Source organism: Microbacterium sp. I2 (assembly GCF_051364985.1).
Taxonomy (GTDB): domain Bacteria; phylum Actinomycetota; class Actinomycetes; order Actinomycetales; family Microbacteriaceae; genus Microbacterium.
Window position 1 is genome coordinate 197,296 of record NZ_JBLWIH010000022.1, and the last position, 21,399, is coordinate 218,694.

A 21,399-nucleotide genomic window follows, 5' to 3' on the forward strand; every position below is an offset into this window, starting at 1 on the left:
ACTCCCTTCACACGCGCTGCCGATCGCCCTTCCAGTGTGCCTCTGGGCACCTGCCCTCCGGGTCGTGCCACGCCGGTCAGAGGTCGAAGACGGATGCCGCGGGCCGGGGTGAGGGCGTCGCGTCGGCGTCGGTGGCCACCCGCGCGCCGCGCGCGAAGTCGTCGACCTCGCGCCCTTCCGCGACCTTCGCGGGGTGCGGCCCGGCCGCCAGCAGCCGGGGAAGCCACTCCGTGGGCAGTGGAGCCGGGGATGCGGCGATCACCAGGTTGCCGAAGCGCCGGCCCTTCAGCGTCTGCACCTCGGCGAGGACGATGACGTGCTCGAGCACGGACTGCACGGTCGCGACCTGACGGCGGGCGAAGGCCAGTCCGGCGCCGTCGGCGACGTTGACCAGGAGTACGCCGTCGGGCGCGAGGAAGCGCGCGGCCGCGGTGAAGAACTCCACGGTCGTGAGGTGCGCGGGGGTCTGCGCGCCGGAGTACACGTCCGACACGACGAGGTCGGCGGACCCCACGAGCCCGGCGGGCAGCCGGCCGAGGACTTCGCGCGCGTCGCCGATGCGCACGCGGATCGATGCTCCGCGCGGCAGCGGCAGGTTCTCGCGCACGAGGTCCCACAGCGCCGGCTCGAGCTCGACGACCTGTTGCCGCGAGCCCGGCCGGGTGGCCTCGACGTACCGCGGAATGGTCAGAGCCCCCGCTCCCAGATGGATTGCGGTCAGCGGCTGTCCCGGCATCCGGAGTCTGTCGATGACCGCGCCCATTCGCGCGACGTATTCGAAATGCAGGTGCGTGGGATCGTCGAGGTCGACGTGGGACTGGGGCGTTCCGTCGACGTCGAGCTCGAACCCGCCCCCGAAGGCCGACGGGATGACCCGCGCGAGGGTGCCGTCCGACAGTCGGGCCGAGGGCGCCGCCTCGTCACTGCGCCCTCTCGCCATGGCCTCAGGGTATCCCGTCGACCGTGTCGCTTTCCCGCGACCGAGTCGTCGCCCGTATTCGGACGGGAGAGCGCCTGGTTGATGGTTCTGTGATCCGTCGCAAGTGGAGACTGTGCAGATCGCTCAGGTAGAGGCATCCGATCGTGTCGAAACACAATCGAGACACACGCGTAATCGTACGGACCGCTGTCGCCGGGTAGCGTCGAGACATCACACCCTGCTGAGGGCTGCGCGCACCTCTGCTCCACGATGACGTGCAGCAAGGCCCACACGATATGGAAGGTGCACAGCACATGCTCCACACTGCCAAGAGGCGCTGGCTCACCGGCGCCGCGGCCGTCGCAATCGGTGCGGTCGTCCTGACCGCCTGCGCGAGTCAGCGCGAGGAGGGCGGCGGCACGGAAGAGCCGAGCGACGTCGACTCCACGTTCATCTTCGGCGCGTCGGGCGACATCGCCGGTCTCGACCCGGCGATGGCCAACGACGGCGAGACGTTCCGCGTCTCGCGTCAGATCTTCGAGGGTCTGGTCGGTGTCGAGCCGGGCACGGCCGACCCCGCTCCGGGTCTCGCCGAGAGCTGGGAGCAGTCCGAGGACGGCCTGTCGTACACGTTCCAGCTCAAGGAAGGCGTGACCTTCCACGACGGCACGGACTTCAACGCCGAGGCGGTCTGCTTCAACTTCGACCGCATGAACAACTTCACCGGCCTGGCCGCCACCGAGAGCCTCTCGTATTACTGGGGCAAGCTCATGCGCGGCTACGCCGAGACCGGCACTTCGATCTACGGCGGCTGCGAGGCGACGAGTGAGACCGAGGCGACGATCACGCTGACCCAGCCGTTCGCCGGCTTCATCCCCGCGCTGTCGCTGCCGTCGTTCGCGATCCAGAGCCCCGCGGCGCTCGAGGAGTTCGCGGCTGACGAGGTCGGCGGCACCGCCGAGGCGCCCGTGCTCAGCGAGTACGCACAGGGCCACCCGGTCGGCACCGGCCCGTTCAAGTTCGACGAGTGGGCGCCGGGCGAGTCCGTGACGCTCAGCGCGTACGAGGACTACTGGGGCGAGCAGGGCCAGGTGCAGGAGGTCATCTTCCAGGTGATCGGCGACACCACCGCTCGCCGCCAGGCCCTCGAGTCCGGCTCGATCGACGGGTACGACCTCGTCGCTCCCGCCGACCTCGGCGCGCTCGAGGAGGACGGGTTCAACCTCGTCAACCGCGACCCGTTCAACATCCTCTACCTGGCGATGAACCAGGCGGTGCCGGCGCTTGCCGACATCCGAGTGCGCCAGGCGATCGCCCACGCGATCGACAAGGAGCAGCTGGTGACGCAGGTCCTGCCCGAAGGCACCGAGGTGGCCTCGCAGTTCATGCCGCCCGCGGTGATCGGCTGGAACGAGGACGTCACGACGTACGACTACGACCCCGAGGCCGCTCAGGCGCTCCTGGCCGAGGCCGGCTACGACGAGGCGAACCCGCTGACGCTGCAGTTCAACTACCCCGTCAACGTGTCGCGTCCGTACATGCCCAACCCGGAGCAGATCTACACCAACCTGGCGTCGCAGCTCGAAGCCGTCGGCATCGTGCTCACGCCGGTCGGCGAAGACTGGAACCCCACGTACCTCGACCGCATCCAGGGCGGCAGCGATCACGGCATCCACCTGCTCGGCTGGACCGGCGACTACAACGACCCCGACAACTTCGTCGGGACGTTCTTCGCCACCGCCGGCAACGAGTGGGGCTTCGAGAACGCCGAGCTGACCTCGGCGCTCACCGACGCCCGTGGCCTTGCCACCGAGGAGGAGCAGGAATCGGCCTACCTCGAGGTGAACGAGCAGATCATGGAGTTCCTGCCCGGCGTGCCGCTGGCCCACCCGGTCCCGACGCTGGCGTTCGCGCCGCGCGTGACCTCGTACCCGGCCAGCCCCGTCCAGGACGAGGTCTACAACCTGGTCGAACTGAGCGAGTAGCGCGGAGAAGGATGCCCCGGCCCGGCGCCCGAACGCCGGGCCGGGGCATCCCGCCGCCTCCCTCGTGACGTCCCGCGGCTGCACGCCGCCGTCCTCCCCCGGAGATTCACCCCGTGCTACGCACCATCGGCCACCGGCTGCTCCTGCTGATCCCGACCCTGCTCGGCTTGTCCGTCCTGCTGTTCCTCTGGGTGCGCGCGCTGCCGGGCGGCCCTGCCGTCGCTTTGCTCGGGGAGCGCGCCACCCCCGAGGCGGTCGAGCAGATCAACGAGCAGTACGGCTTCAACGAGCCCCTGTTCGTGCAGTACTTCACGTGGCTCGGCCAGCTGCTGTCGGGCGACTTCGGCACGTCGCTGCAGACGCGCCAGCCCGTCATCGACGAGTTCCTGCGCCGCCTGCCGGCAACGCTCGAGCTGAGCTTCGTGGCGATCATCCTGGCAGTGGGCATCGGCATCCCGCTGGGGTACCTGGCCGCGCGCCGCCACGGTCGCGCGTCCGACCACCTCCTCGTCGGCGCGAGCCTGCTGGGCATCACGATCCCGGTCTTCTTCCTCGCCTTCATGCTCAAGTGGGTCTTCGCGGTGCAGCTGGGCTGGCTGCCGTCCGAGGGGCGCCAGAACCCTCGCATCGACGCGACGCATTACACCGGCTTCTACGTGCTCGACGGCATCATCACGGGGGAATGGGATGCCGCGTGGGACGCGTTCCTGCACCTGATCCTGCCCGCGATCGCGCTCGCGTCGATCCCGCTCGCGATCATCGTCCGCATCACGCGGGCGTCGGTGCTCGAGGTGCAGAACTCGGACTATGTCCGCACCGGCATGGCGAAGGGCATCTCGCGCTCGACGATCCGCAGCCGGTTCATCATGCGCAACGCCATGCTGCCGGTCATCACGACGATCGGCCTGCAGGTCGGCTTGCTGATCTCGGGCGCGGTCCTCACCGAGACGGTGTTCGCCTTCCCCGGTGTCGGCTCGTTCCTCGCCCGGGCGATCTTCACGCGGGACTATCCGGTGCTGCAGGGCTTCATCATCTTCATCGCGATCGGCTACGCCCTGATCAACCTGGCGGTCGACGTGTCGTACAGCTTCATCGACCCGAGAGTGAGGGTCTCATGACATCCGCCATGCTTCCCCCCGCCCCGAGCGGCGGGCCCGTCGACGACACCTCTGTCGACGACAAGGAGCTGCTCGGCGCGAAGACCGGTGGCGGCGGGTTCTGGCGCGCCGTGTTCCGCCGGCTGCGCCGCAACCCGAGCGCGTGGGTGGGCGCCGCGATCATCGCAGTGTTCCTCCTCGTGGCGCTCCTGGCGCCGTGGCTCGCACCCTACGGGCCGACCGAGCTGCCGGGTCAGCGCTTCATCACCCCCACGCACATCCCCGGTCCGGGCGAGATCCCCGAGTTCCCGCTGGGACTGGACCGCTTCGGCGGCGACGTCCTGTCCAAGCTCATCTGGGGCGCCCGAGCCACCCTTCTGATCGGCGTCATCTCCACCGCGATCGGTCTGGCCGGCGGCATGATCCTCGGATTCCTGTGCGGCATGTTCGGCGGTTGGGTCGACACCCTGATCATGCGGATCGTCGACATCCTGCTGTCCGTGCCGTCGCTGCTGCTGGCCGTCTCGATCGCGGCCGTGATCGGCCAGAACCAGGCATCCGTCATGATCGCGATCGGGGTCGTGCAGGTGCCGGTGTTCGCGCGTCTGCTGCGCGCGTCGATGCTGCAGCAGCGCAACGCCGACTACGTGCTGTCGGCGCAGACGCTCGGCCTCGGCCGCGGCACCATCACGATGAGCCACGTGCTGCCGAACTCGGTCGGACCCGTCATCGTGCAGGGCACGCTGTCGCTGGCGACGGCCGTGATCGAGGCGGCCGCGCTGTCGTACCTCGGGCTCGGCGGCGACGTGCCCCAGACGGCGGAGTGGGGGCGCATGCTCACCTACGCGCAGCTCGAGCTCGCGATCGCGCCATGGCTGGCGTTCCTCCCCGGCATCTGCATCACCGTGACCGCGCTGGGCTTCACGCTGTTCGGCGAGGCGCTGCGCGAGGCCATGGACCCCCGCACCCGCGCGCGCTGAGGCAGGGCCCGCGCGCCTGGAGGGGGCGGGCCGGACGCGACGGATGCCGGGCTCAGACCGCGATGTCGAGCTCGTTGCCGGGGATCGAGGCCAGCAGGCGCCGTGTGTACGGGTCGCGCGGGTTGGTGAAGATCTCTTCGGAGGATGCCGCCTCCACCAGAGCGCCGTCCTTCATGACGCATACGTAGTCGCTGATGAGGCGCACCACCGCGAGGTCGTGCGAGATGAAGAGGTAGCTGAGGCCGTATTCGCGCTGCAGGTCGCGCAGCAGCGACAGCACCTGGTCCTGCACGAGCACGTCGAGGGCCGACACCGGCTCGTCGCACACGATGAGGTCGGGCGAGAGCGCGAGCGCGCGAGCGATGGCGACGCGCTGCCGCTGGCCGCCCGACAGCTCGGACGGATAGCGGCTGAGCATCGTCTGCGGCAGTGCGACGTCGTCGAGCAGCTGCCGCACGCGGGCGGCGCGGTCCTTCGACGAGCCACGCTTGTAGAACTCCAGCGGCTCCGAGATGATCCGCTCGATCGAGAACATCGGGTTCAGCGACGAGTACGGGTCCTGGAAGATCGGCTGCACGCGCTGCCGGAACTCGCGCAGCTCGCGACCCTTGAGCGTCGCGACGTCCTGCCCGTCGAAGCGGATCGCGCCCTCTGTCGGCTCGATGACCTTCAGCATCATGCGCGCCGTCGTGGTCTTGCCCGAGCCGGACTCGCCCACGATCGCCACGGTCTCGCCGCGCGGGATCGCGAACGACACGTCCTTGACGGCGGCGAAGTCCTCCTTCTGCCCGCGGATCTTGTAGATCTTCGTGAGCCCCTCGACCTCGACGATGTTGTCGACGGCGGCTGCCGCGCCGGGTTCGGTGACCCGGGGCTCGGTGACCGCTGCCGCCGGGGCGTCCGGTGCCGTCGCCGTCGGGGTGTCAGGCGTGATGTCGGGCTGCGGCGCCGGCTTGCGGAACGCCTCGGGCCGCAGCCGCACGGCCGCAACGGACGGAGCCGCCCTGACCAGTGCCTGCGTGTACGGATGCTGGGGGTCCTCGAGGATCTGCCGCGCGGGACCCTGCTCGACGATGCGGCCGCGGTTCATCACGACCACGCGCGACGCGCGCTCGGCGGCGAGCCCGAGGTCGTGGGTGATGAGCATGAGCGCGGTGCCGCGCTCGCTCGTCATGCGCTCGAGCTGGTCGAGGATCGTCTTCTGCACGGTGACGTCGAGTGCGCTGGTGGGCTCGTCGGCGATCAGCAGTTTCGGGTCGCAGGCCAGGCCGATCGCGATCAGCGCGCGCTGGCGCATGCCGCCCGAGAACTCGTGCGGATACTGCTTGGCGCGGTCCTCGGCGTTGGGCAGGCCGGCCGCGGCGAGGGTCTCGACGACCTTGCGGTCGACGTCCCTGCGGGTCGCGAGGCCGTGGGCCAGGAGCGTCTCGGCGATCTGCGTGCCGATCTTGGCGACCGGGTTGAGGTTCGACATCGGGTCCTGCGGCACGAGACCGATCGAGCGCCCGCGGATGCTGCGCATGACGCCCTCGGAGGCGCCGACGAGGTTCTCGCCCTCGAACATGATGCTGCCGCGGGTGACCTTGCCGTTGCCCGGCAGCAGCCCGATGACCGCCATCGCTGTGGTGGACTTGCCCGAACCGGACTCGCCGACGATCGCGAGCGTCTCGCCCGCGGCGAGGTCGAGGTCGACGCCCTCGACGGCGTGCACCGGACCGTCGATGGTCTGGAACTGGACGGCGACGTCGCGCACCTGGAGCAGCGGCGCTCCGACCGCGAGACGTTCAGTGTTTCGGGCCATTGCTCCATCCTGCCTGGCGCGCACTCTTTGCGCACCGGTTCGCCGCCAGCCTTTACGCATCCGTAACGCGTGGGCGCATCTGCTGAGCGAAATGATCTGCGGCGACCACCCGGGGCGCCGGCGCGGGGACATCTGGGGCGCGCGGCGGGAGGCCCGCGGGTAGCGTGAAGACATGGCGGCGATCGACCTCAACGCGGACCTCGGCGAGACCGTCGACGGCGTGCCGACCGCCGACGACGAGGCGATGTTCGCGGTGATCTCGAGCGCGAGCATCGCGTGCGGCGGGCACGCGGGCGATGCCGCCTCGATGCACGAGGCGATCGACCGGGCCGTGCGATTCGGCGTCGCCGTCGGGGCTCACCCCTCCTACCCCGATCGCGCGAACTTCGGCCGCGTGCCGGTCGCGATCGACCCGCCCGCCCTCGCCGCCACGGTCGCCGCGCAGCTCGACGCCCTTCGCCGCGCCGGCGCCGACCTGCGCTACGTCAAGCCGCATGGCGCGCTCTATCACGCGGTCATCGGGGATCCGGAGCAGGCGGATGCCGTCGCCCGCGCGATCGCGGACATCTCGAGCACGATCGGCCGGCCCCTGCCCGTCCTCGGTCTGGGCGGCGAGATGGCGCGGGCCGCGGCATCCGTCGACCTTCCCTTCGTGTACGAGGCGTTCCTCGACCGCGGCTACCGGCCTGACGGCGGGCTCGTCCCGCGGACCGAGCCGGGAGCCCTCCTCGACGATCCCGATCTGGTCGCCGCGCGCGCCGTGCGGCTCGCGCTCACGGGCGAGGTCGAGGCCGTCGACGGCGCGATCGTGGTGACAGCAGCCGCCTCGCTGTGCCTGCACGGAGACTCGCCCGCCGCCGTGGTCATGGCCCGCGCGGTGCGCGCAGCGCTCGACGACGCCGGGGTCGAGGTGCGCGCGCCGTGGTGAGCGTGACGGCGCGGCCGATGGGGGAGCGGGCGCTCCTGCTCGAGGTCGCCTCGCTCGAGGAGGTGCTGGCCGTCCACGCCGCGCTCGCCGCATCCCGACCGCACGGCGTCGTCGACCTCGTGCCCGCGGCCCGCACGGTGCTCGTGCGGGTCGATCCGCGCGTGCTTGCGGTGCCGGCGGCGCGCTCATGGGCGACCGCCGCGGCTGCGCACGCCGTGCCCACAGCGGCGGCGGACCAGCCGGTCGTCGAACTCGACATCGTGTACGACGGTGCCGATCTGACCGAGACCGCGGACCTGCTCGGGGTCTCCGCCGACGAACTCGTGCGGCGCCACGCGGCGGCGGAGTGGACGGTCGCATTCACGGGCTTCGCACCGGGTTTCGGCTACCTCATGAGCCCCGACTGGCCGTTCGACGTGCCGCGACTGCCGTCACCACGCACGCGCGTCCCAGCCGGAGCAGTGGGCCTGGCCGGCGCCTTCAGCGGCGCCTACCCGCGTGAGTCGCCGGGCGGCTGGCGGCTGATCGGCACGACCGGCACGAGGCTGTTCGACCCGGACTCGGCGCACCCCGCCCTGCTCGCCCCCGGCACGCGCGTGCGCTTCGCCTCTCGACGTGATCTGAATCGTGCCCGGCAGCAGGCTGTCGGCAACCCTGGTGGCGGATCAGCCGCCGACGAGGCGCTTCCAGCCACATCCGGCCTGCGCCAGGGTGCGGCCGCCGGCATCCGCATCGTCGAACCGGGCCTGCTGTCGACCCTGCAGGATCTCGGACGGCCGGGTGCGGCGTCGCTGGGCATCGCCGTGTCGGGAGCACTCGACCGCGCGGCGCTCCGCACCGCGAACCGGCTGCTGGGCAACCCCGAGGACTCCGCCGGGATCGAAGTGACGATGGGCGGGCTGCGGGCGATCGCCGAACGCGACCTGTGGGTCGCCGTGAGCGGCGCGTGGGGACCGCTGCGCCTCGACGGGCACGAGATCGATCCGTATCGGGCGCACGCATGGCCGGCGGGATCCGAGCTGCATGTCGACTGGTTCGCGCACGGCGCCCGGGCGTACGTCGCGGTGCGCGGCGGGCTCGACGGGCGCGTCGCGCTCGGATCGCGCGCCACCGACCTGCTCGCGGGGCTCGGGCCGCAGGCACTGCGGGGCGGGGACGTGATCCCGGTACGCGAGGACGCGCTCGCCCCCATCCCGGTCGCCGACCTCGCACCGTGGAGCGCGCCGCACGACGACGAGCTCGAAGTCGAGCTGGCGCCGGGCCCTCGCGCAGACTGGTTCGCCGCGGACGCGCTCGAGACCCTGTTCGAGGCGGTGTGGACGGTGTCGAACGACGCCGACCGGGTCGGCGTGCGCCTCGACGGCCCCGAACTCGCGCGCACGCGAGAGGACGAGCTGCCCAGCGAGGGCATGGTCGCCGGTGCGCTTCAGGTTCCCCCGAGCGGCAGGCCGACGATCCTCCTCGGCGACGGCCCGGTGACCGGTGGCTACCCCGTGATCGCCGTGGTGACGGATGCTTCGCTCGACTTGATCGCGCAGGCCCGGCCGGGCACCCGCATCCGGTTCCGCCACGCCCGCCCGCCCGTCTGACCTGCCCGCCTGAGCCCGCGCGGCGCCCGCGCCGTTGGCCCATGGATCCCGGCGATCCGAAAATCCGAGAAGCTACTTGTTCCCGGATGCCGGCGCGGCGGGCGCTCCGGAAAGCGCGCCATTCTCCGATCCTCGGATCCGGCTGAGACGTCCGCTGCCCGCGGCTCACCAGCCGCGCAGCGCCTCGGCGACCTCTGCGTAGACGGATCCCGGGAGCGCGAGGTGCACGGCCTCGGCGAGCGTCAGCTCGGCGCCCGCGGCCTCGCCGGCCTCGACGCTCGCCGGATCGCGGCCACGGAGGATCTCGAGATACGGGGTGTGCACGGTGAACGCCTCGACGTCGAAGATCCCGATGCGGCGGCGGATCTCGCCGGCGGCAACCGCGAGAGCGGCGGCGCGCCACGCCTCTCCGTGCGCGGCCGCGACCGCACAGACGCCCTCGAGCCCGTACGCCACGCCTTCGTCGTAGTGCAGCCGGATCGACAGCAGCAGCGTGTGGACGAACTCCTCCTCGGCCCGCTCGATGCGGCCGAGCTGGAAGTTCAGGCGTGAGCGCAGGTTGCCCGCGACGGATGTCGTGAACAGGTCGTCGCCGGCCTCGGCGACCTCGGTCGCGCGATCGAAGTGAGCCAGCGCGTCGTCGGTCGCGCCGCGCACCCACGCGAGTCGCCCGAGCGAGACTTCGGTGATCGCCTCGGCCCACCCGTTCCCGAGCTCCCGCAGCTTCGTCACGGCGGCGCGCAGCTCTGCCTCGGCCTTGTCGGCGTCGGGGTCGGACAGCTGCACCCGCGCGGTCGCGCGCGCCGCGAGCGCCATGGCCGCAGCATCCTGATCCCCGCTCTCGGTGAACAGTCGCACGCATTCGCCGAGGCCCGCGACCACCTGCTCGCTCGGGCGCTGCCACATCTCGCCCCACAGCGCGAAGAACCAGGCGATCGCCCGGGTGTGCTGCGTGATGGGCTGTTCCTGCTGCTTATCGAGCAGCTCGAGCATCCACAGGCGCACCTCGGCGAAGAAGCCCGAGATCCACCAGTAGATGAGCAGGCTCCACGCGAAGTCCCCCGCGTCGTCGAGCCGGTTCGTGTACACGAGGTGGCGCACGGCGGCGCGAAGGTTCGGCAGCTCCAGGCCGAGTCGCGCGACGGCCTCGGCCTGACCCAGACCTCCGAGGTCGGGTGCGACGCTCTTGACGAGGCGGCAGTAGTGGTCGGCGTGCGCGAGCCGGACGCGGTCGGCGTCGCCGCGCGCCTTGAGCCGGCCGAGCGCGTACTCCCGCACGATCGCGAGCAGCGCGAAGACGCGGCGCCCGCCCATGTCGTGCTGCTTGACCAGCGACCCGTCCACGAGCGCCGCCAGAGCGTCGATCGCCTGACCGTCCCACGAGCGGCCCGAGCCGATCGCCTCAACGGCGTCGAGCGTGAAGCGCGTCGCGAAGACGCCGAGGTCTTCCAGCAGATCGCGCTGCTCCTCGGGCAGCAGGCTGACGCTCCAGTCGATGGTCGCGCGCATCGTGCGGTGGCGCTCGGGAAGGTCGCGCACCGCCGCCGTCAGGAGCGGGAGGCTCTCGCCCAGCCGTTCGGCGATCCCGGCAGGGCTCAGGATGCGCACCTTCGCCGCCGCCAGTTCGATCGCCAGCGGAAGTCCTTCGAGCGAGCGGCAGATGTCGGCGAGGGCTCCCGCGTTGTCGGCCGTGACCTCGAAGGCCGGATCGATCGCCTGCGCGCGATCGACGAAGAGGGCCACCGCGGCCGTCCGCGTGTCGGGGTCGAGACTGGCCGGCGCGTGGCCGACCGGCGTCGTGAGCGCCGGCACCTCGTACACGCGCTCGCCGCGGATGCGCAGCACGATGCGGCTCGTGACGAGGAAGGTCGCGGTCGGCGCGACGTTGTACAGGCGCACCAGCGAGGGCGCCGCTTCGACGATCTGCTCGAAGTTGTCGAGCACGATCAGCACCTTGCGCTCGGCCAGCGCGTGCGCGATGCGCTCCTCGAGCGCGGCTTCGCCGTTGTCGCGGATGCCGAGGTAGTAGGCGATCGTCGGCAGCAGCAGACCCGTCTCGAGCACACCCTCCAGCAGCACGAAGTAGACGCCGTCGGGGTACAGGTCCTCGCACGCGCGAGCGGTCTCGATGGCGAGCCGGCTCTTGCCGATGCCGCCCGGCCCGATGAGGCTCACGACACGGTCCGTGCCGCGCGCCAGCAGATCCCGCACCGCCGCGATGTCGGCATCCCGCCCGATCGTGGTCGTGTACGGGACGGGGACCTCTCCGACGAGGGATGCCGTCGCCTCCGGTGGATCCGCGAGCTCGGCCAGTCGCGACTCGTCGAACCGTTCGGCGAGGAGCATCGCCAGGTCGGCCGCGACCTGAGCCTCGAGGTCCTCGGCGCGCTCGAAGTGGAGATAGGCCGCGGTGTCGTCGGCCTGGATGCGGGCGATCAGACCCGCGAGGCGTTCATCGCGCTGCTCGGCCGCTTTGACGTAGATCAGCTTGGGCATCGCGCGGGGCGCGAGGTTGTACTCGTCCTCGAGTCCCGAGACCTCTTCGTCGGGGGCGATCCACCCGTAGCTGGATCCGTAGATGCCGACGAAGACGTCGCTCTGCGCGAGGTACGAGCGATACAGCTCTCGCGGCGGATGAGGCCTCGCGCCCAGCTCGAACATCACCGGCGCGAGCCGCAGCCGCTCGATGGCCGCCCTGACCGCTTCGCGCTCCTCAGCGAGCTCGCGCAGCGTCGAGCTCACGAACACCCGGAGCCGCTGGTCGGGAGTGCGGATCACGGGGTGTCCTACCCCAGTCATGTGCACATCATGGACCCGGTGGGACCGTTCCGCCATCCTCTTCTCCGAACAGGCCTGCGCGACGGACGCCATGCCGCCGCCTCGACCCTGGTGATGCGCAGTGAGCCGGGCGCCGGGGCTGTGCTGAGACTGGGCGTGCGCGTTACGCTGATCCTGTCCGAGGCGAGCCCGACGCCGACCGGACAGGCGACACCGCCGGCGAGTGGGGGAGACGGGTCGTGAGCGGCAACCGCGCAGGCTCCACCCGGGTGCTGGCGAGGGCCGGCGTGGCCGTCGGGATCGCTCTGGTCCTCGTGGCCGCGGTGTGGCTGACCAACCTGAATCGCGTGTCCATGGCTCAGCGATCGGAACCGGTCGAGGCGCCGACCACGGCGATCGAGGTGTCGGGCGAGGTCGGGTCGGGAGCAGGCGCCGAAACCTCCGAGGCGGCACCGGCCCCCGCGTCGGTGCAAGTGCGGGTCGACGAGGCCTGGAGCGCGCGTGTCGCGTCGGCCACCGGCATCCCCCGCCGCGCTCTCGATGCCTACGCGGCCGCCGAGCTCCTCATCGACGCCGAGCAGCCCGGGTGCGGCGTCGGCTGGAACACCCTGGCCGGCATCGGCGCGATCGAGACCGACCACGGTCGTCACGGCGGCGCCGTGCTCGGTGATGAGGGCTACCCGATGCCGGCGATTCGAGGCCCGCAGCTGGACGGCGACGGCAACGCCGCGATCGCCGACACCGACGGCGGCGCGTGGGACGGCGACACCGTGTGGGACCGCGCCGTGGGTCCGATGCAGTTCATCCCCGACACGTGGTCGCGATGGGGCGCAGACGCCAACGGCGACGGCGCGAGCGATCCCAACCAGATCGACGACGCCGCGCTCGCCGCGGCCCGGTACCTGTGCCACTCGGGCGAGATGTCGAGCGTCGACGGCTGGCGCACGGCGATCTTCAGCTACAACCACCTCGACGTCTACGTCGACGACGTCGCCGCCATGGCGAACTCCTACGCGCTCGCGGCGGGATGAGCGCCGCGCCGGTGGTCGACCCGTTCCGGGTGGTGCATCGGGCGAACCGGCGGCGCTTGGCGGCTCGCGGGGTCTTGCTGGGCCTGGCCGCCTCGGCGATCGTCGCCGCGGGTGGATCCTTGCCGGTGCCGTGGGAGCGCTCGCCAGAGCGGGTCTTCCCGCGGCGAGCGGGAGGGCGTAGCTTGTGCGCCGGGGAGGGCCGCACCCGCGGCTCCGAATCTGGGAGGTAGGAACATGAAGCGATTGGTGACAGGCTGCGTTCTCGCGCTGGGGCTCGTGCTGGCAGGAGCCGGCGCGGCGAACGCGGGCGAGGCCACCGGCAACGGCGGGGAGGCGCAAGGGGCATCGCACGCCTCGTCCGAATGCGCGTTCTCCGGACAGGACACCGTGGACTCGGTCGAGGGCAACCCGGAGGGCTTCGACGACGACGCCCTCGCGATGCGGGGCAATCAGAAGCACGGATACCACGGCATCCAGAGCTACGGGATGTTCGTGAGCGCAGGCGTCGACGTCGGGGTCAACCCCGGCCTCGCCTGTCGCGGCAACGCCGGACACTAGCACTTCGCCTGCGTGCACGGCAGGGGCGCCGTGCACGCAGGCGCGGGGCCGTGGAGCGGGCTTATACCGCAGCATCCGGAACTTTTCAAGAATCAGGTGGACACGGCGCGTCATCGGGCGTATAGTGGGTCCTTGCGCTCTTGGATTCCCCCTGCCCTCATATGGTGGTCGGCTGTGCCTGCGCCCCCTTGCTTGCTGCAAGGTGTGCCGCGCGGGTTTCGGGGACCGGAGCACTCCACCTGACGACAAGGAAACGAGCCCCACCGGGCCCACGGAGGTATTCCCCTTGGCTGCTGCGCGCAACGCATCCAACCCCACCACCACCCTCAAGAACGGACGCGGAGCATCCCGCCTCTCGTTCGCCAAGATCTCCGACACGCTGACGGTCCCCGACCTTCTCGCGCTGCAGACCGAGTCGTTCGACTGGCTGGTCGGCAACGAGGCATGGAAGGCGCGCGTCGCGGACGCGAAGGCCGCCGGTCGCACCGACGTGCCCGAGGTCAGCGGTCTCGAGGAGATCTTCGAGGAGATCTCGCCGATCGAGGACCTGAGCGAGACGATGCAGCTCTCGTTCACGAATCCGTACCTCGAGCCCGAGAAGTACTCCATCGAGGAGTGCAAGGAGCGCGGCAAGACGTACGCGGCCCCGCTCTACGTCGAGGCCGAGTTCATGAACCACCAGACCGGTGAGATCAAGACCCAGACGGTCTTCATGGGCGACTTCCCGCTCCAGACCGGCAAGGGCACGTTCATCATCAACGGCACCGAGCGCGTCGTCGTGTCGCAGCTCGTCCGTTCGCCCGGCGTCTACTTCGACAAGACCCCCGACAAGACCTCCGACAAGGACATCGTGTCGGCCCGTGTCATCCCCAGCCGTGGGGCATGGCTCGAGTTCGAGATCGACAAGCGCGACCAGGTCGGCGTGCGCATCGACCGCAAGCGCAAGCAGTCCGTCACCGTGTTCCTCAAGGCGCTGGGCCTGACCTCGGAAGAGATCCTCACCGAGTTCGCCGGCTTCGAGTCCATCGAGGAGACGCTGTCGAAGGACACCATCCTCACCAAGGAAGACGCGCTGCGCGACATCTACCGCAAGCTGCGCCCGGGCGAGCAGGTGGCCGCCGAGGCCGCCCGCGCGCTGCTGGACAACTTCTACTTCAACCCGAAGCGCTACGACCTGGCCAAGGTGGGTCGCTACAAGATCAACCACAAGCTCGGCCTCGACAAGCCGCTCTCGGACTCGGTGCTCACCGTCGACGACATCGTCGCGACCATCAAGTACCTGGTGCGCCTGCACCGCGGCGACGTCACGTTCGACGGCGTGCGCGGCGGCAAGACGGCCGAGATCCGTCTCGACATCGACGACATCGACAACTTCGGCAACCGTCGCATCCGCGCGGTCGGCGAGCTCATCCAGAACCAGGTCCGCACCGGTCTGTCGCGCATGGAGCGCGTCGTCCGCGAGCGCATGACCACGCAGGACATCGAGGCGATCACGCCGCAGACCCTGATCAACGTCCGCCCCGTGGTGGCCGCGATCAAGGAGTTCTTCGGAACGTCGCAGCTGTCGCAGTTCATGGACCAGAACAACCCGCTCGCAGGCCTGACCCACAAGCGCCGCCTGTCGGCGCTCGGCCCCGGCGGTCTGTCGCGTGAGCGCGCGGGCGTCGAGGTCCGTGACGTCCACCCCTCGCACTACGGCCGCATGTGCCCGATCGAGACGCCGGAAGGCCCGAACATCGGCCTCATCGGATCGCTCGCCTCATTCGCGCGGATCAACGCGTTCGGCTTCATCGAGACGCCGTACCGTCGCGTGGTCAACGGCAAGGTCACCGACCAGATCGACTACCTGACCGCCTCGGAGGAGAGCGACTACATCGTCGCCCAGGCCGGTGTCGAGCTGAAGGCCGACGGCAGCTTCGCGCAGGACCGCGTCCTCGCACGTCGCGGCCAGGGTGGCGAGGTCGACCTGTTCCACGCCGAGGAGATCGGTTACATGGACGTCTCGCCGCGCCAGATGGTGTCGGTCGCGACCTCGCTGATCCCGTTCCTCGAGCACGACGACGCCAACCGCGCCCTCATGGGCGCGAACATGCAGCGTCAGGCCGTGCCCCTGCTGCGCTCGGAGTCGCCTGTGGTCGGCACCGGTATGGAGGGCTACGCCGCGATCGACGCCGGTGACGTCGTCACCGCCGAGAAGGCCGGTGTGGTCATCGAGGTCTCGGCCGACGTCGTGACCGTGCAGCTGGACGAGGGCGGCACGCAGGACTACTTCCTGCGCAAGTTCGACCGCTCCAACCAGGGCACCAGCTACAACCAGCGCGTCATCGTCTCGGCGGGTGACCGTGTCGAGAAGGGCGAGGTCATCGCCGACGGACCGGCGACGGAGAACGGCGAGCTCGCGCTCGGCAAGAACCTCCTCGTCGCGTTCATGACGTGGGAGGGCCACAACTTCGAGGACGCGATCATCCTCAGCCAGGACCTCGTGAAGGACGACACCCTCTCTTCGATCCACATCGAGGAGTACGAGGTGGACGCCCGCGACACGAAGCTCGGCAAGGAGGAGATCACCCGCGACCTCCCCAACGTGAGCCCCGACCTGCTGAAGGACCTCGACGAGCGCGGCATCATCCGCATCGGCGCCGAGGTGCGCCCCGGCGACATCCTCGTCGGCAAGGTCACGCCCAAGGGCGAGACCGAGCTGTCGGCCGAGGAGCGTCTGCTCCGCGCGATCTTCAACGAGAAGAGCCGCGAGGTGCGCGACACGTCGCTCAAGGTGCCCCATGGTGAGCAGGGCACGATCATCGCCGTCAAGGAGTTCAACGCCGAGGACGGCGATGACGAGCTCGGCTCGGGCGTCAACCGCCGCGTCGTGGTCTACATCGCCCAGAAGCGCAAGATCACCGAGGGCGACAAGCTCGCCGGACGTCACGGCAACAAGGGTGTCATCGCGAAGATCCTCCCCATCGAGGACATGCCCTTCCTCGCGGACGGCACCCCGGTCGACGTCATCCTCAACCCGCTCGGCATCCCCGGTCGAATGAACTTCGGCCAGGTCCTCGAGACCCACCTCGGGTGGATCGCGAAGCAGGGCTGGAAGGTCGAGGGCAACCCCGAGTGGGCCGCGCGCCTGCCCGAGGAGGCTCGTGAGGCCGCGCCCGGCACGAAGGTCGCGACCCCGGTGTTCGACGGTGCGTTCGAGGAGGAGATCGCGGGTCTGCTCGACTCGACGAACCCGACGCGCGACGGCGACCGGCTCATCGACTCGACGGGCAAGACGCTGCTGTACGACGGCCGCTCCGGCGAGCCGTTCCCGGCTCCGATCTCGGTCGGCTACATGTACATCCTGAAGCTGCACCACCTCGTGGACGACAAGATCCACGCGCGCTCGACGGGCCCGTACTCGATGATCACCCAGCAGCCGCTCGGTGGTAAGGCGCAGTTCGGCGGTCAGCGCTTCGGTGAGATGGAGGTGTGGGCCCTCGAGGCCTACGGCGCCGCTTACGCGCTCCAGGAGCTCCTCACGATCAAGTCCGACGACATCCTCGGCCGCGTCAAGGTGTACGAGGCGATCGTCAAGGGCGAGAACATCCAGGAGCCCGGCATCCCCGAGTCCTTCAAGGTGCTCATGAAGGAGATGCAGTCGCTCTGCCTGAACGTCGAGGTGCTCTCGGCCGACGGCACGGAGGTCAACCTGCGTGACACCGACGACGAGGCCTTCCGCGCCGCTGAAGAGCTCGGCATCAACATCTCCAGCCGTTTCGAGTCCTCGTCGATCGACGAGATCTGACCCGGCCAGGCAACGACAGAATTCCGACACAGGAGAACTGAGAACTAGTGCTCGAATCAACAACTTTCGATCAGCTTCGCATCGGCCTGGCCACCGCTGACGACATCCGTCGTTGGTCGTACGGTGAGGTCAAGAAGCCCGAGACCATCAACTACCGCACCCTCAAGCCCGAGAAGGACGGTCTCTTCGGAGAGCAGATCTTCGGGCCCTCCCGCGACTGGGAGTGCGCGTGCGGCAAGTACAAGCGCGTCCGCTTCAAGGGCATCGTGTGCGAGCGCTGCGGCGTGGAGGTCACCAAGTCCTCCGTCCGCCGTGAGCGCATGGGCCACATCGAGCTCGCCGCGCCGGTCACCCACATCTGGTACTTCAAGGGCGTGCCCTCGCGCCTCGGGTACCTGCTCGACATGGCGCCGAAGGACCTCGAGAAGGTCATCTACTTCGCCGCGTACATGGTCATCTCGGTCGATGAGGACGCGCGTCACCGCGACCTCGCGACGCAGGAGAACAACATCCGTCTCGAGCTGAAGACGCTCGGTGACCGCCGCGACGCCCGCGTCGCAGCCCGCCTCCAGAAGCTGGAGGAGGAGCTCGCCGCGCTCGAGGAGGAGGGTGCCAAGGCCGACCAGAAGAAGAAGGTCAAGGACGCCGCCGAGAAGGAGATGGCTCAGATCCGCAAGAACGCGGACGACCAGATCATCCGCCTCGAGAAGGTGTGGGAGGACTTCCGCACGCTCGAGGTCGGCCAGCTCAAGGGTGAAGACGAGATCTTCCACGAGCTGCAGGACCGCTTCGGTCAGTACTTCGAGGCCCACATGGGCGCGGAGTCGATCAAGCGCCGCCTGGAGGCGTTCGACCTGGCCGCCGAGTCGGAGAGCCTGCACCTGCAGATCTCCGAGGGCAAGGGTCAGCGCAAGATCCGCGCGATCAAGCGCCTGAAGGTCGTCAACTCGTTCCTGCAGACCGGTATGAGCCCGGCCTCGATGGTGCTCGACGTCGTCCCGGTGATCCCGCCGGAGCTGCGCCCGATGGTGCAGCTGGACGGTGGCCGCTTCGCGACCTCCGACCTGAACGACCTCTACCGTCGCGTGATCAACCGCAACAACCGCCTCCGTCGCCTGATCGACCTCGGTGCTCCCGAGATCATCGTCAACAACGAGAAGCGGATGCTGCAGGAGGCCGTCGACGCGCTGTTCGACAACGGCCGCCGCGGCCGTCCCGTGACGGGCACCGGCAACCGCGCGCTGAAGTCGCTGAGCGACATGCTCAAGGGCAAGCAGGGCCGGTTCCGCCAGAACCTGCTCGGCAAGCGCGTGGACTACTCGGGCCGTTCGGTCATCATCGTCGGTCCGCAGCTGAAGCTGCACCAGTGCGGTCTGCCCAAGCAGATGGCGCTGGAGCTGTTCAAGCCGTTCGTGATCAAGCGCCTGATCGACCTCGGTCACTCGCAGAACATCAAGGCCGCCAAGCGCGCCGTCGAGCGCACGCGTCCCGAGGTCTGGGACGTGCTCGAGGAGATCATCCGCGAGCGCCCCGTGCTGCTCAACCGCGCGCCCACGCTGCACCGTCTGGGCATCCAGGCGTTCGAGCCGCAGCTCGTGGAGGGCAAGGCGATCCAGCTGCACCCGCTCGTCTGCGCCGCCTTCAACGCGGACTTCGACGGCGACCAGATGGCCGTCCACCTGCCGCTGTCGGTCGAGGCCCAGGCCGAGGCACGCATCCTGATGCTCGCCTCGAACAACATCCTGAAGCCGTCTGACGGCCGCCCGGTGACCCTGCCCTCGCAGGACATGATCATCGGCCTGCACCACCTGACCACGGTCAAGGCGGGCGCAGCCGGTGAGGGTCGTGTGTTCGGCTCGGTCGGCGAGGCGATCCTGGCCAAGGACGAGGGCACCCTCGACCTGCAGGCCAAGGTCCGCATCCGCGTCCCCGGCCTGACGTTCCTCGAGGGCGAAGCTCCCGAGGGCTACGAGCGCCACGGTCTCGTGGACGCCTCGCTCGGCCAGGCGATCTTCAACGACACGCTCCCCAAGGGCTACCCGTTCGTGCGCGAACAGGCCGACAAGGGCAAGCTGTCGCAGATCGTGAACAAGCTGGCGGAGGAGTACCCCAAGGTGGAGGTCGCGGCATCCCTCGACCGCATCAAGGACGCCGGCTTCTACTGGGCCACCCGTTCGGGTGTCACGGTGGCGCTGAGCGACATCCTCACGCCCCCGAACAAGGGCGAGATCGTCGCCGGCTACGAGAAGAAGGCCGCGAAGGCTCAGGACCAGTTCGAGAAGGGTCTCACCACCGACGCCGAGCGTCGTCAGGAGCTCATCAAGATCTGGACCGAGGCGACCGACGAGGTCCAGAAGGCCATGCGCGACAACTTCCCCGAGGACAACACCATCAACCGCATGGTGTCGTCGGGTGCTCGTGGTAACTGGCTGCAGATCCGGAACATCGCCGGTATGCGAGGCCTGGTGAACAACCCCAAGGGTGAGATCATCCCCCGTCCGATCATCTCCTCGTACCGCGAGGGTCTGTCGGTGGCGGAGTACTTCATCGCGACGCACGGTGCCCGTAAGGGTCTGGCCGACACGGCCCTCCGTACGGCCGACTCGGGATACCTCACGCGTCGTCTCGTGGACGTCTCGCAGGATGTCATCATCCGCGAGGAGGACTGCGGCACGACCAAGGGCCTGGAGTTCACCATCGCGGCGCCCGGCGCGGACGGCGCGCTCGTGCGCGACGCGAACGTCGAGAACTCGGTGTTCGCCCGCACGCTCGCGGCCGATGTCACGGCGCCCAACGGAGACGTGCTCGCGGCTGCCGGCGACGACGTGGGCGACGTGCTCATCGACAAGCTGGTCGGCGCGGGTGTCGAGTCCATCAAGGTGCGCTCGGTGCTCACGTGCGAGTCGGCGGTCGGTGTCTGCGCGAAGTGCTACGGCCGTTCGCTGGCCACCGGCAAGATCGTCGACATCGGCGAGGCCGTCGGCATCATCGCGGCCCAGTCGATCGGTGAGCCCGGAACGCAGCTGACGATGCGTACCTTCCACACCGGTGGTTCGGCGTCGGCGGATGACATCACGCAGGGTCTTCCCCGCGTGCAGGAGCTGTTCGAGGCCCGTACCCCCAAGGGTGCGTCGCCGATCGCGGAGGCCGACGGCCGCATCACGATCGACGAGACCGAGAAGAGCAAGAAGGTCATCCTCACGCCCGACAACGGCGACGAGCCGCACGTCTACCCCGTGCTCAAGCGCGCGACGCTGCTGGTCGAGGACGGCCAGCACGTCACGGTCGGCCAGCCGCTGCAGGTCGGAACGCTCGACCCCAAGGAGGTCATGCGCGTGCAGGGTGCCCGCGAGGTGCAGAAGTACCTCGTGAACGGCGTCCAGGGCGTGTACCGCTCGCAGGGTGTGCCGATCCACGACAAGCACATCGAGGTCATCGTCCGTCAGATGCTGCGCAAGGTCACCGTGGTCGACCACGGTGAGACCACGCTGCTGCCGGGTGAGCTGGTGGACTTCAAGCGCTACCAGAACATGAACCGCGAGGCTGTCGCCGAGGGCAAGCGCCCGGCGTCGGGTCGTCCGGAGCTGATGGGTATCACGAAGGCGTCGCTCGCGACGGAGTCGTGGCTGTCGGCCGCGTCGTTCCAGGAGACGACGCGCGTCCTCACCCAGGCGGCGATGGAGGGCAAGAGCGACCCGCTCGTCGGCCTCAAGGAGAACGTCATCATCGGAAAGCTCATCCCCGCCGGAACCGGACTTGCGAAGTACCGCAACGTCACGGTCGAGGCGACGGAGGAGGCCAAGAGCGAGCGGTACCCCAACCGCATCTTCGCCTCGGACGGCGCCTATAGCGACGCCGACCTGAGCTACGTCGACTTCGACAGCTTCTCCACGGACGGTTTCACGACCGACTACAACTAGGCGGTGAAACACGAAGGGCCCCGGTT

At 69.5% G+C, this 21,399-nt stretch carries 12 protein-coding genes; 9 read left to right on the plus strand and 3 right to left on the minus strand.

Features of this window, described 5'->3' with window-relative positions:
• Positions 1 to 76: 76 nt before the first annotated feature.
• Positions 77 to 940 (minus strand): spermidine synthase, encoded by an 864-nt coding sequence (locus tag ACLKM7_RS16435; RefSeq protein WP_436448236.1) that lies wholly within the window; start codon positions 938 to 940, stop codon positions 77 to 79.
• Positions 941 to 1,233: 293 nt separating this feature from the next.
• Between ACLKM7_RS16435 and ACLKM7_RS16440 the strand changes: the two genes are divergently transcribed.
• The 3 genes from ACLKM7_RS16440 (at position 1,234) to ACLKM7_RS16450 (ending at position 4,981) form a co-directional block, all read left to right on the plus strand.
• Positions 1,234 to 2,904: an ABC transporter substrate-binding protein gene (locus ACLKM7_RS16440; protein ID WP_436448238.1), complete on the plus strand. Its 1,671-nt coding sequence runs from the start codon at positions 1,234 to 1,236 to the stop codon at positions 2,902 to 2,904.
• Positions 2,905 to 3,017: 113 nt separating this feature from the next.
• A complete protein-coding gene (locus ACLKM7_RS16445) occupies positions 3,018 to 4,022 on the plus strand; it encodes an ABC transporter permease (RefSeq protein WP_436448240.1) in 1,005 nt (334 codons plus the stop codon).
• Positions 4,019 to 4,981: an ABC transporter permease gene (locus ACLKM7_RS16450; protein WP_436448242.1), complete on the plus strand. Its 963-nt coding sequence runs from the start codon at positions 4,019 to 4,021 to the stop codon at positions 4,979 to 4,981. The genes ACLKM7_RS16445 and ACLKM7_RS16450 overlap by 4 nt, the downstream gene beginning before the upstream one ends.
• A gap of 52 nt (positions 4,982 to 5,033) precedes the next feature.
• Here the strand turns inward: ACLKM7_RS16450 and ACLKM7_RS16455 are convergent, their stop codons facing one another.
• Positions 5,034 to 6,782, minus strand: a complete 1,749-nt coding sequence (locus ACLKM7_RS16455; protein WP_436448244.1) for an ABC transporter ATP-binding protein — start codon at positions 6,780 to 6,782, stop codon at positions 5,034 to 5,036.
• A 172-nt stretch (positions 6,783 to 6,954) separates the two neighbouring features.
• On the opposite strand from ACLKM7_RS16455, the gene ACLKM7_RS16460 reads away from it, so the two are divergent.
• Both ACLKM7_RS16460 and ACLKM7_RS16465 read left to right on the plus strand, forming a co-directional pair.
• Entirely contained in the window at positions 6,955 to 7,710 is a 756-nt protein-coding gene (locus ACLKM7_RS16460; RefSeq protein ID WP_436448246.1) for a LamB/YcsF family protein, read from the plus strand.
• A complete protein-coding gene (locus ACLKM7_RS16465) occupies positions 7,704 to 9,299 on the plus strand; it encodes a 5-oxoprolinase/urea amidolyase family protein (RefSeq protein ID WP_436448248.1) in 1,596 nt (531 codons plus the stop codon). The genes ACLKM7_RS16460 and ACLKM7_RS16465 overlap by 7 nt, the downstream gene beginning before the upstream one ends.
• Positions 9,300 to 9,464: 165 nt before the next feature.
• On the opposite strand, the gene ACLKM7_RS16470 is transcribed toward ACLKM7_RS16465, so the two are convergent.
• Positions 9,465 to 12,098: an ATP-binding protein gene (locus ACLKM7_RS16470; RefSeq protein WP_436448250.1), complete on the minus strand. Its 2,634-nt coding sequence runs from the start codon at positions 12,096 to 12,098 to the stop codon at positions 9,465 to 9,467.
• Between the two features lie 218 nt (positions 12,099 to 12,316).
• On the opposite strand from ACLKM7_RS16470, the gene ACLKM7_RS16475 reads away from it, so the two are divergent.
• The 4 genes from ACLKM7_RS16475 (at position 12,317) to rpoC (ending at position 21,373) form a co-directional block, all read left to right on the plus strand.
• Positions 12,317 to 13,108 carry a lytic transglycosylase domain-containing protein gene (locus ACLKM7_RS16475; protein ID WP_436448252.1) on the plus strand — a complete coding sequence of 264 codons (792 nt, stop codon included), beginning with the start codon at positions 12,317 to 12,319 and terminating at the stop codon, positions 13,106 to 13,108.
• 234 nt (positions 13,109 to 13,342) lie between these two features.
• Positions 13,343 to 13,666 carry a hypothetical protein gene (locus ACLKM7_RS16480; protein ID WP_436448254.1) on the plus strand — a complete coding sequence of 108 codons (324 nt, stop codon included), beginning with the start codon at positions 13,343 to 13,345 and terminating at the stop codon, positions 13,664 to 13,666.
• A gap of 286 nt (positions 13,667 to 13,952) precedes the next feature.
• On the plus strand, positions 13,953 to 17,453 hold the full coding sequence (rpoB, locus tag ACLKM7_RS16485; protein WP_168912898.1) for a DNA-directed RNA polymerase subunit beta: 3,501 nt from the start codon (positions 13,953 to 13,955) through the stop codon (positions 17,451 to 17,453).
• 47 nt (positions 17,454 to 17,500) lie between these two features.
• Entirely contained in the window at positions 17,501 to 21,373 is a 3,873-nt protein-coding gene (gene rpoC, locus ACLKM7_RS16490; protein ID WP_436448257.1) for a DNA-directed RNA polymerase subunit beta', read from the plus strand.
• The last annotated feature ends 26 nt before the right edge of the window (positions 21,374 to 21,399 follow it).